General features: G+C 70.3%; 7 protein-coding genes. 2 read left to right on the top strand and 5 right to left on the bottom strand.

Going from position 1 to position 11,453, the window contains the following annotated elements; genetic code table 11:
* Positions 1-115: 115 nt before the first annotated feature.
* The 4 genes from ACFVIM_RS11610 to ACFVIM_RS11595 all read right to left on the bottom strand — a co-directional run bounded on the left by ACFVIM_RS11610 (position 116) and on the right by ACFVIM_RS11595 (position 5,281).
* Positions 116-1,753, bottom strand: a complete 1,638-nt coding sequence (locus ACFVIM_RS11610) for an alkaline phosphatase D family protein (protein WP_384300503.1) — start codon at positions 1,751-1,753, stop codon at positions 116-118.
* 366 nt (positions 1,754-2,119) lie between these two features.
* Entirely contained in the window at positions 2,120-2,935 is an 816-nt protein-coding gene (locus ACFVIM_RS11605) for a DsbA family protein (protein WP_384300499.1), read from the bottom strand.
* Between the two features lie 221 nt (positions 2,936-3,156).
* Complete coding sequence (locus ACFVIM_RS11600) at positions 3,157-3,876, bottom strand: hypothetical protein (protein ID WP_384300498.1); 720 nt, start codon at positions 3,874-3,876, stop codon at positions 3,157-3,159.
* Between the two features lie 37 nt (positions 3,877-3,913).
* The gene (locus tag ACFVIM_RS11595; RefSeq protein WP_384300497.1) at positions 3,914-5,281 is read right to left on the bottom strand and encodes a DUF2252 domain-containing protein; all 1,368 of its coding nucleotides are present in this window, start codon (positions 5,279-5,281) and stop codon (positions 3,914-3,916) included.
* Positions 5,282-5,585: 304 nt separating this feature from the next.
* On the opposite strand from ACFVIM_RS11595, the gene dnaE reads away from it, so the two are divergent.
* Positions 5,586-9,128: a DNA polymerase III subunit alpha gene (dnaE, locus tag ACFVIM_RS11590; RefSeq protein WP_384300496.1), complete on the top strand. Its 3,543-nt coding sequence runs from the start codon at positions 5,586-5,588 to the stop codon at positions 9,126-9,128.
* A 542-nt stretch (positions 9,129-9,670) separates the two neighbouring features.
* Here dnaE and ACFVIM_RS11585 read toward each other — a convergent pair.
* Positions 9,671-9,850 (bottom strand): hypothetical protein, encoded by a 180-nt coding sequence (locus ACFVIM_RS11585; protein ID WP_384300495.1) that lies wholly within the window; start codon positions 9,848-9,850, stop codon positions 9,671-9,673.
* Positions 9,851-10,169: 319 nt separating this feature from the next.
* On the opposite strand from ACFVIM_RS11585, the gene ACFVIM_RS11580 reads away from it, so the two are divergent.
* A complete protein-coding gene (locus tag ACFVIM_RS11580; RefSeq protein ID WP_384300494.1) occupies positions 10,170-11,432 on the top strand; it encodes an NYN domain-containing protein in 1,263 nt (420 codons plus the stop codon).
* The last annotated feature ends 21 nt before the right edge of the window (positions 11,433-11,453 follow it).

Below are 11,453 nucleotides of genomic sequence, written 5' to 3'. Positions count from 1 at the left end.
GGCCCGGGTTCCGGCGGGTCGGTCCGCGCCCTTGGCGGGCCCGTGCCCGTCCGCGGGGCCGTTCACGCTCGCCTGAGTGGCGGGCGGCGGGCGGCCCCACGGGCGGATCGGCGGGTCAGCCCACCGGCTGGTGGACGCGCTCGATCTTCTGCGTCCCGTTCAGCGTCCGGTAGGAGCGGGCCCAGGCGGCTGTCGCGTCCGGCCGGGCGCGGTCGGAGAGCACGTAGTAGTCCATCTGGGAGCGCTCGGCCGTCACGTCGAGCACGCCGTAGCCATGGCTGTCCATGTCCACCCACTTCACATGGCGGTTGGAGCCCTGGATGGCCGTGGCGCCGACGGGTGACGCCGTGTGGGGCGCCACGTTCAGCAGATCGTCGACGTTGTCCGAGGTGACCGAGGTGACCACGAACTCGGTCGCCACGGACGGCGACAGCGGATAGGTCGCCGCCCGCGCGGGCACCTCGTTGGCCCAGGCCATGTGGATGTCGCCGGTGAGGAAGACGGTGTTGCGGATGGACCGTTCGCTCAGGTGCGACAGCAGTTCGCGGCGGTCGTCGGTGTAGCCGTCCCACTGGTCGACCAGGGGCGCGATCCCGCCCTGGGGCAGCCCCAGCAGTTCGGTGAACGGGCCCAGCAGATGGGCCGGGAGGGCGCCGAAGGCCAGCGGCGAGATCATCACCGACGTACCGACCAGCTTCCAGGTGGCGCTGGACTGGGCCAGGCCCGCCTTGAGCCAGTCGAGCTGGGCGCGTCCGGTGATGACCCGCTCGGGGTCGTCCACGGCGCCGCTGCCCACGCGGACCTGCTGGGAGCGGAAGGAGCGCAGGTCCAGCAGGTGCAGATCGGCGAGGTCGCCGAAGGTCAGCCGGCGGTAGACCGTGCCCGCCGTGGAGGCGCGGACCGGCATCCACTCGAAGTAGGCCTGGCGGGCCGCCGCCGCGCGGACGGCGTAGTCGCCCTCCGTCTCCGGGGTGTGGTTCTCCGCCCCGCCGGACCAGGCGTCGTTGGCGAACTCGTGGTCGTCCCAGATGGCTATCACCGGGTGCGCGGCGTGGAGCGCCTGGAGGTCGGTGTCGGTCTTGTAGGTGGCGTGGCGCAGCCGGTAGTCGGCGAGGGTGACGATCTCGTGCGCCGGGCTGTGCGCCCGTACCGTGCCCGTCTTCGGATACTGGCCGGTCCCGTACTCGTAGATGTAGTCACCGAGGTGGAGGACGGCGTCGAGGTCGGTACGGGCGGCGAGATGGCGGTACGCGGAGAAGTAGCCCGACTCCCAGTTGGCGCAGGAGACGACGCCGAACCGGACGGAGTCGGCGCGGGCCCCGGCGGCCGGGGCGGTGCGGGTGCGGCCGGTGGGGGAGAAGGTCTCGCCGACCGCGAAGCGGAAGTAGTAGGTGGTGGCGGGGCTCAGCCCCCGGACATCGGCCTTGACGGTGTGGTCGGCGGCGGCGCCCGTCCGGGTCTCACCGCGGGCGACGATCCGGCCGAAGCCCCGGTCCTCGGCCACCTCCCAGCGCACGGCCGTCTCGGGTCCGGCGCCGGAGCCGGGCAGGGCGTCGGCGGTGGGGGTCACCCGGGTCCACAGCAGCACCCCGTCGGGCAGCGGGTCCCCGGAGGCCACGCCATGCCCGAAGAGGGGCGCGGCGGCGGTGGCCTGGGTGGCCTGGGCGGCGGGGGCGTAGGCCGTGCCGCCGGCCGCGAGGGCGGCGGTCGCCGCGGCGGCCTTGACGACGGTACGGCGACGCGGATTGATCATGAATCGACTGGTCACGGCGGGTTAGATTACCTGCCAGTAGGGTCAGATGATCAATGATCACCGGCCGATCGGCCACGTATCGATAACTTTTGGCTCCGGGGAGGGTTCTGGCCTTCCGATATGCGGCCCTGGGCGGCACATCGCGGACACGACCTGGGAGCGCATACGCGAGAGCCCCCTCCGGGTGGTGATCCCGGAAGGGGCTCGGCGCGGCCCGGTGCGGGCGGCGGGCTCGGCCCGGTGGGGGCGTGGCGCTCCTGGCGCGGGTGGTCCAGCGGGCCGAGCCCCGCGCGGTCCAGAGGTCCAGGCCCCCGCAAGGGCCCTCATGGCCCCGCGGGGCTCAGCGGCGGCCCCCGGCCGTCACGGTCAGGCCTTCAGCGCCTTGTCGACCTCCGTACGGAACTGCTCCGGCGTCATCGGCGGGTCCTCGGTGCCGGTGACGGTCACCTTCTTGCCGTCCATCCGCAGGGTCGGGGTGCCCTCGACACCGCTCTTGGAGAACGTGTCCGACATCTTCATCGCCCAGGCGTCGAAGGTGCCCTTCTCCACGTTCTTCTTGAACTCCGCGTTCCCCTTCAGCGCCGGGACGGTGTCCGCGATCTTCAGCAGATAGGAGTCCTTGGCGAAGACGTCCTTGTGCTCGGTCGGCTGGAACTCCTTGGAGTAGAGCGCCGCCTTGAACTGCATGAACGCGTCCGGGCTCACATCCAGCGCCGCGCCCATCGCGCTCAGCGCGTTCTTGGAGCCCTCGCCCTGGTCCCCGTTGTCGAGGAAGGTGGCGCCCACGAACTTCACCTTGTACTTGCCCGCGGCGACGTCCTGCTTCAGGGTCTCGCCGACGCCCTGCTCGAACCGGGCGCAGCTCGGGCAGCGGGCGTCCTCGTACAGCTCCAGGGTCTTCTTGGCCTCCGGCTTGCCGATGACGACCTCGGTGCCGTTGGTGCCCGAGGTGTTCTTCGGCGCGGTGACGCTCTTGGCCGACTTGGCCTCTTCCCAGACGGTGGGCTTGTTGCTCTCGATCACCGCGTAGCTGATGCCGCCCGCGAGGGCGAGGGCCGCCACCGTCGAACCGGCGACGATGAGCTGGCGGCGGGTCTTCTCCTTCTTCGCCTGCCGTTCGCGCTCCACGCGGATCCGCTCCCGGGCAGCCGCCTTGTTGGCCTTGTTGTTACGTGCGCTCATGCTGACTTCACTCCGAATACCGCCGTGTCCGGGGGGACACGGAAAACAGCGGGAAGGGTACGGGGGTGGGACCCCGTGGCAAGGGTGGGCGCGAGGGCCGCGAGCACCCGGTGGACCGGCACGTGGTGACACCCTCCTCGGCCGGGACCGCGCCGGGCCGCCGGGCGCGGGGGACACCGCGCCGGGACCGGGACGGGTCCGGGTCAGACCGGTCAGGCCGGTCAGGCCGGGAGGAGGACCGCCACGCCGGGCGGGCCGCGCCGGGCGAGCGAGTGGGCCAGCGGACGGGGGCGGGAGACGGTCTCCCGGGCGACCGGGCGGAGCCGGGCCCGCACGGGCCGCCAGGCCCCCGCGACCACGGCACAGGCGACCAGCAGCGGCCGGAAGGCGGAGACGGCCGCCGCCCGCAGCAGGGAGGCCAGCGCGGCCTCGCCGTGCCAGAGCCAGAGCGCCGCGAGCAGCCCCACCCCGATATGCGCGGTGAGCAGCAGCCAGGGGACGGCCGGGTCGGTGGAGTCCAGCAGGGTCACCGCGCCATGCCCGTCAGCGGCGACTCCAGCGACTCCAGTCACCCCAGTCACCCCGGCCACTCCGGGCAGGGAGGCGCCGAGACCGCCGCAGAACTCCTCAAGACCCAGCGCCCGCAGCGCGCCGCTGACCGGCCCGCCCCCGGGGCCGTAACAGAACTCCTGGCCGGTGACGAAGACGGTGTCGGCGATCAGCTGGAGCGGGACCAGCAGCGACGCGATCCGCCAGTACCCGCGCTGACGGCCGCCGAGCGCGTACGCGACCGCGAAGACGCCCGTGGCGAGCGCGGCGACCGTGAACCACGGCAGTGGCGCGCGGGAGAGCAGGACATGCGAGGCGGCGGACAGCGTCACGACCAGTGCCGTGAAGATCGCCGCCCGCAGCGCCCTGAGCCGCCTGTCCGATACGTCCATCGCCCGCCGAGTCTGCCATGCCTCCGTGAGAGGAGTCTTAAAGGATCTTCCGGGAGGCTTCCCGGAGCCCTGGGATCCGGCCATTGCGGAAGAGGTCCACAAAGATCTGGTGGTCCCGCCGGGCGCGCGCCCCGTAGGCGTGCGCGAAGTCGACCAGCAGCTCTCCGAAGCCCTCCTCGTCGGCCGCGATGGCCGCGTCGATCGCCCGCTCGGTGGAGAACGGCACCAGTGAGTGGCCGCTCTCGTCGTCCGCCGCGCCGTGCATGGTGGCCGTGGCCCGGCCCAGGTCCGCGACGACCGCCGCGATCTCCTCCGGATCATCCAGATCGGACCAGTCGAGATCCACCGCGTACGGCGACACCTCGGCGACCAGCTGCCCCGCGCCGTCCAGCTCCGTCCACCCCAGCCAGGGGTCGGCGTGGTCCTGGAGGGCCCGCTGCGAGATCACCGTGCGGTGCCCCTCGTGCCGGAAGTACGCCCGAACCGACCGGTCACCGATGTGGCGGGAGACCGCCGGGGTCTGCCCCTGTTTCATATAGATCACCACATCGTTCTCCAGGGCGTCGCTGTTGCCCTCCAGAAGGATGTTGTACGAGGGCAGCCCGGCCGAGCCGATGCCGACGCCGCGACGGCCGACGACATCCTTGACCCGGTACGAGTCCGGGCGGGCCAGACTGGAGTCCGGCAGCGTTTCCAGATAGCCGTCGAAGGCGGCCAGCACCTTGTACCGCGTCGCCGCGTCCAGATCGATCGCGCCGCCACCGGGCGCGAAGCGGCGCTCGAAGTCGCGGATCTCGGTCATCGACTCCAGCAGCGAGAAGCGGGTCCGCGCCCGGGCGGTCCGCAGGGCGCCCAGCAGCGGCCCCCCGGCGGTGTCCAGGGTGAACGGAGGCACCTCGTCCTCCTTGGCTCCGGTCGCCAGGGCGTGGATCCGCTCGCGGTAGGCGGCGGCGCCCGTCCGCACCACCTCCGTGATCTGCTCGTCGCTGAGCGCCTTCGTGTACCCGATCAGCGCCAGGGAGGCGGCCAGGCGCTTGAGGTCCCAGGTGAAGGGGCCCACATACGCCTCGTCGAAGTCATTGACGTTGAAGACCAGCCGGCCGGTGGAGTCCATGTACGTACCGAAGTTCTCGGCGTGGAGATCGCCGTGGATCCACACCCGGCTGGTGCGCTCGTCCAGATACGGACGGTGAGGGGTGCCCTCGGGCAGAGATCGGTCCTGCCGTTCCAGATCGTGGTAGAAGAGGCAGGCCGTGCCGCGGTAGAAGGCGAACGCCGACGCCGCCATCTTGCGGAACTTCACCCGGAAGGCGGCCGGGTCCGCCGCGAGGAGTTCACCGAAGGCGGTCTCGAAGACGGCGAGGATCTCGTCGGCCCGGTCATCGGCCGCGGGCGGTAGGGGCATCGCGCTGTTCCTCCTGGTGCACACAGGTCTCGCCGGGGCGGGACGTCTTCCACCCCCTCCAACGCCCACCGTTCCCCCAGAGTGCCCGCCGCCCGGCATCGCCCTGGGCCGTCCGGCGCAGTCCCCCCGGCGCGCCCGGGGAGCGGGGGGAGACGGGGGAGCAGAGGGGCGCGCGGGAGGTCCCGGGGAGGGATGGCGCGCGTCCGGAGGAGGGCCGGAGGGTGTCGGTGGGGGGTCGTAGACTTCGACGCTGACCCCCGGACGGCCCGCCGACCGTCTCGCCCGTTCTCTGGAGGCCCCCGCCGTGACCAAGCCGCCCTTCACGCATCTGCATGTGCACACGCAGTATTCGCTGCTGGACGGGGCCGCGCGGCTGAAGGACATGTTCTCGGCCGCCAACGAGATGGGGATGACCCATGTCGCGATGACGGACCACGGCAACCTCCACGGCGCCTATGACTTCTTCCACACGGCGCAGAAGGCGGGCGTGGTGCCGATCATCGGGATCGAGGCGTATGTGGCGCCCGAGTCCCGGCGCAACAAGCGGAAGATCCAGTGGGGGCAGCCGCACCAGAAGCGCGATGACGTCTCGGGTTCGGGTGGTTACACCCACAAGACGATCTGGGCGTCCAACCGGACCGGGCTGCACAACCTCTTCCGGCTCTCCTCCGACGCGTACGCGGAGGGATGGCTCCAGAAGTGGCCCCGGATGGACAAGGAGACGATCTCCCAGTGGTCCGAGGGCCTGATCGCCTCGACCGGGTGCCCCTCCGGCGAGGTGCAGACCCGGCTGCGTCTGGGCCAGTTCGACGAGGCGGTCCAGGCGGCCTCCGACTACCAGGACATCTTCGGCAAGGGCCGCTACTTCCTGGAGCTGATGGACCACGGCATCGAGATCGAGCGCCGGGTCCGGGACGGGCTGCTGGAGATCGGGAAGAAGCTGGACATCCCGCCCCTGGTCACCAATGACTCGCACTACACGTACGCGCACGAGGCGACCGCCCATGACGCGCTGCTGTGCATCCAGACGGGCAAGAACCTCTCCGACCCGGACCGGTTCCGGTTCGACGGGACGGGCTACTACCTGAAGTCGACCGACGAGATGTACGCGGTGGACTCGTCCGACGCGTGGCAGGAGGGCTGCCGCAACACCCTGCTGGTCGCGGAGCAGATCAACCCCGAGGGCATGTTCGAGAAGCGTGACCTCATGCCCAAGTTCGACATCCCCGACGGCTACACCGAGGTCACCTGGTTCCAGGCCGAGGTCCGCACCGGTATGGAGCGCCGCTTCCCCGGCGGTGTCCCCGACGACCGCCAGCGCCAGGCGGAGTACGAGATGGACGTCATCATCAAGATGGGGTTCCCCGGGTACTTCCTCGTGGTCGCCGACTTCATCATGTGGGCGAAGAACAACGGCATCGCCGTCGGCCCCGGCCGTGGTTCGGCCGCCGGTTCGATCGTCGCCTACGCCATGGGCATCACCGACCTCGACCCGATCGAGCACGGACTGATCTTCGAGCGGTTCCTCAACCCCGAGCGCATCTCGATGCCCGATGTCGACATCGACTTCGACGAGCGTCGGCGCGTCGAGGTCATCCGGTACGTGACGGAGAAGTACGGCGCCGACAAGGTCGCCATGATCGGCACGTACGGCAAGATCAAGGCCAAGAACGCCATCAAGGACTCGGCGCGGGTCCTCGGCTACCCGTACGCCATGGGTGACCGGCTCACCAAGGCCATGCCCGCCGACGTCCTCGGCAAGGGCATCGAGCTCTCCGGCATCACCGATTCCTCCCACCCCCGCTACGGCGAGGCGGCGGAGATCCGCGGGATGTACGAGAACGAGCCCGACGTCAAGAAGGTCATCGACACCGCGAAGGGCGTCGAGGGCCTGGTCCGGCAGATGGGTGTGCACGCGGCCGGTGTGATCATGTCCAGCGAGCCGATCGTCGACCACGCACCGGTCTGGGTGCGCCACACCGACGGCGTCACCATCACCCAGTGGGACTACCCCCAGTGTGAGTCGCTCGGCCTGCTGAAGATGGACTTCCTCGGCCTGCGCAACCTCACGATCATGGACGACGCCGTCAAGATGGTGAAGGCCAACAAGGGCGTCGACCTGGAGATGCTCGCCCTGCCGCTGGACGACGCCCCCACCTTCGAGCTGCTGTGCCGCGGTGACACGCTCGGTGTCTTCCAGTTCGACGGCGGCCCCATGCGCTCGCTGCTGCGGCTGATGAAGCCCGACAACTTCGAGGACATCTCCGCCGTCTCGGCCCTCTACCGGCCCGGCCCGATGGGAATGAACTCCCACACCAACTACGCCCTGCGCAAGAACGGCCAGCAGGAGATCACTCCGATCCACCCGGAGCTGGAGGAGCCCCTCAAGGAGGTCCTCGACGTCACCTACGGTCTGATCGTCTACCAGGAGCAGGTGCAGAAGGCCGCCCAGATCATCGCCGGGTACTCCCTCGGCGAAGCCGACATCCTCCGTCGCGTCATGGGCAAGAAGAAGCCCGAGGAACTCGCGAAGAACTTCACGATCTTCCAGAGCGGTGCCCGCAAGAACAACTACTCCGACGAGGCCATCCAGTCCCTGTGGGACGTCCTGGTCCCCTTCGCCGGATACGCCTTCAACAAGGCCCACTCCTCCGCGTACGGACTGGTCACCTACTGGACCGCGTATCTCAAGGCCAACTACCCGGCCGAGTACATGGCGGCGCTGCTGACCTCCGTGAAGGACGACAAGGACAAGTCGGCGGTCTATCTGAACGAGTGCCGCCGGATGGGCATCAAGGTCCTGCCGCCGAATGTGAACGAGTCCCAGGCCAACTTCGCCGCCCAGGGTGACGACGTGATCCTGTTCGGCCTCTCGGCGGTGCGCAACGTCGGCACCAACGTGGTGGACTCGATCATCCGCTGCCGCAAGTCGAAGGGGAAGTACGGCTCCTTCCCGGACTTCCTCGACAAGGTGGAGGCCGTGGTCTGCAACAAGCGGACCGTCGAGTCGCTGATCAAGGCCGGGGCCTTCGACGAGATGGGCCACACCCGCAAGGGGCTCGTGGCGCACCACGAGCCGATGATCGACAACGTGGTCGCGGTCAAGCGCAAGGAGGCCGAGGGACAGTTCGACCTCTTCGGCGGGATGGGCGACGAGGGCGGCGGGGACGAGCCCGGGTTCGGTCTCGACGTCGAGTTCTCGGACGTGGAGTGGGACAAGTCCTATCTGCTGGCGCAGGAGCGGGAGATGCTGGGGCTGTATGTCTCGGACCATCCGCTCTTCGGCATCGAACACGTCCTCACCGACAAGTCCGACGCGGCCATCGCGCAGCTCACCGGGGGTGAGCACGCGGACGGGGCGGTCGTGACCATCGGCGGGATCATCTCCGGGCTCCAGCGGAAGATGACCAAGCAGGGCAACGCGTGGGCCATCGCCACGGTCGAGGACCTCGCCGGGTCCATCGAGTGCATGTTCTTCCCCGCGACCTACCAGCTGGTCTCCACCCAGCTCGTCGAGGACACCGTCGTCTTCGTCAAGGGCCGCCTGGACAAGCGCGAGGACATCCCCCGGCTGGTGGCCATGGAACTCGCCGTCCCCGACCTCTCCTCGGCCGGGACCAACGCGCCGGTCGTCGTCACCATCCCCACGGTGAAGGTGACCCCGCCGATGGTCACCCGGCTCGGCGAGATCCTCAGCCACCACAAGGGCAACACCGAGGTCCGCATCAAGCTCCAGGGCCCCCGCTCCACCACGGTCCTGCGCCTGGACCGCCACCGGGTCCAGCCGGACCCCGCGCTCTTCGGCGACCTGAAGGTGCTGCTGGGACCGGCCTGCCTGGCGGGGTGACGCGGGCGCGGCGTCCCGCGCGGGGCGCGTGGTGCCTCCGGCCCGGGTGCGCGGGCCGTGGGTGCCTGCGCGCCGTCGTCCCTCGCCGGGTGCGGTGCCCAGCGGTTCCGTCGTGTCCTGTGTGCGGGGTTCGGTGGCCTCCGGGCTCACCTCCTCGGGAGCGGCGGACGAGACCCCCCTGTCCCGTGAGGCCGGGTCCTCCCGCCCCTCCCTGCGGGGGCGACCCTGCACCCCCCGAACGTGCCCCCTGCCCCCCGGCTGCGGTGGTGACTGCCGGTGCCACTGTGACCGCCGTCGATGATTCGATGGCCGCCCGCCCCCGGGTTCTCCCGTGCGAGCCCCGCCACCAGCTCACACCAAGGGCCTCTGCCGGTGAGTAGCTCCGTGTGACGGCTCGCTCCACCCGAGGTCGGTTGCGAGCCAAAGGGGCGCGTCGAGTTTTCGTGTCCGTCGCGCGGAGATCGTGAGGAACGAGCGATCGAGCACGTCGGACACGAAAATCTCGACTAAAGCGCCCCGGCGGCGAGCAGCCGCTAAAAAAATCAATTATGTCCGAAGCGGCGCTGGTGCTTGCGGGCCACGTCGGCCGGGCTGCCCTGGGCCTGGGTCTGGGGGCGGGACTGGGCCTCGTAGGCGGTGGACTTGGCCTCTTCGGTGCCGCGCTCGGGGGCGGGGGAGCGGTCCTGTTGCCGGGCGCTCTTGCGATTCTTGTTCTTGGCCATGGTGTGCCTCCAAAGGGGGGTCTAGGGGCCAGGGCCGCGACCAGACTCACACATGGCATGATGTGTCGCATTTTGGATCATTGCGGTAAGTAAGGGCCCTTTGGTGTGCACCCTTCCGGAGGGGGTCGCGCACTCCGCCACGCCGATGATCGAGTTCCGGCCGTTAACGCCCGGACGGTCGGGCAGACTCGAAGGAAAACCGGAACAATCCCCGGTTCGCAAGCCGCCGACCGGGAGGGCGTAGCCTGCTGCGGATCCCCAGCCCTCCCTTGGCCCCACGATCCTTCAGCCCCAGACTTCCCGACCTCCCCGAAAGAGGGTGGAACGCGTGGACCGCTGTGTTGTGCTGGTGGACGCCGGCTATCTCCTCGGCGCCGCCGCGAGCCTGCTTGCCGGGGAACCGGCGCGTTCCCGGATCACCGTTGACCACGCCGCCCTCATCCAGGGCCTGCGGGAACGCGCCGAGGCGGATACCGAGCGCCCCCTGCTCCGTATCTACTGGTTCGACGGCGCGCCCGATCGCGTACCCCAGCCGGAGCACCGGCGGTTGCGGGTGATGCCCCGGGTGACGGTCCGGCTCGGTGCGCTGACCCGCAGTGATGGCCGCTGGGCGCAGAAGGGTGTCGACGCGGCGATGCACGCCGAGCTCACCGAACTGGCCAGAAACCGTGCCTGTTCGGATGTGGTGCTGGTGACCGGTGACGGCGATCTGCTGCCCGGACTGATGTCGGCCAAGGAGCACGGGGTCGCCGTGCATCTGTGGGCGGTCCAGGCCGCCGATGGTGACTACAACCAGTCCGAGGACCTGGTCGCCGAGGCCGATGAGCGCCGGGTGCTCGACCGGGCCTGGATCACCTGCGCGGTCCGGGCCAAGGAACTGGGCGGACCGTGCGCGCCCCAGCCGGTGCCCCGGCCCGAGATCGCCGCGATCCTGTCGGCGCCGCTGCCCGAGTCGGCGCTCGCGGCGGCGCAGTCCGCCGGGCCCGACGCCGTACGCAACGGCAGCCGTCCCCTCGACGGCGCGGGCGTCGGTGCTCCCGCCGCCGACGCCGTCGACCAGCTCCCGGCGCCCGTCGCCAAGGGCGTCCCCACGCCCAAGGACCTGGCGACCCTGCACGCGGCGGGTGCCGCTCCCGCCGCCGTCCATCCGGCGAGCGCCACCCTGCGCTGGTCGTCCGACAAGGGCTGGATCGACCGCCCCGGCGCCGGACCGCTCGGCGAACCGGCGGAGACCGCCTCCCTGCCCACGCTGGCCCAGCTCACCAGCGCCGAGCAGCGCTGGGCCGACCGCGAGGAGGACATCACCACCGTCGGCGGCGACCCGTTCGAGGTCGGCCAGGTCTTCGCCCGGCGCTGGATGGAGCGGCTCCCCGAGAGCGGACATGTGCAGAAGCTGTCCACGATGTACCCCCGGATCCCCCATCGCATCGACGGTGAACTGCTGCGGTACGCGGCGCGCTTCGGTCTCCTCGCCCACAAGGACGACCAGATCGACGAGCACGACCGTTATGCGATCCGGGCCGGTTTCTGGCGTGAGATCGATGTCCGGGCCGCCGCGGAACACGCCCCGGCCGGGGAGTAGGACCGGCGACCCCGTACTCTC

Source organism: Streptomyces sp. NPDC057638 (assembly GCF_042800315.1).
Lineage (GTDB): Bacteria > Actinomycetota > Actinomycetes > Streptomycetales > Streptomycetaceae > Streptomyces.
Note: the sequence above shows the minus strand (reverse complement) of the source record. Positions and strands in the feature narration are given on the sequence as shown.

Coding starts and splice junctions, on each gene's coding strand:
- ACFVIM_RS11610 (WP_384300503.1), bottom strand. CDS start 1,753: ATGATCAATCCGCGTCGCCGTACCGTCGTCAAGGCCGCCGCGGCGACC.
- ACFVIM_RS11605 (WP_384300499.1), bottom strand. CDS start 2,935: ATGAGCGCACGTAACAACAAGGCCAACAAGGCGGCTGCCCGGGAGCGG.
- ACFVIM_RS11600 (WP_384300498.1), bottom strand. CDS start 3,876: ATGGACGTATCGGACAGGCGGCTCAGGGCGCTGCGGGCGGCGATCTTC.
- ACFVIM_RS11595 (WP_384300497.1), bottom strand. CDS start 5,281: ATGCCCCTACCGCCCGCGGCCGATGACCGGGCCGACGAGATCCTCGCC.
- ACFVIM_RS11585 (WP_384300495.1), bottom strand. CDS start 9,850: ATGGCCAAGAACAAGAATCGCAAGAGCGCCCGGCAACAGGACCGCTCC.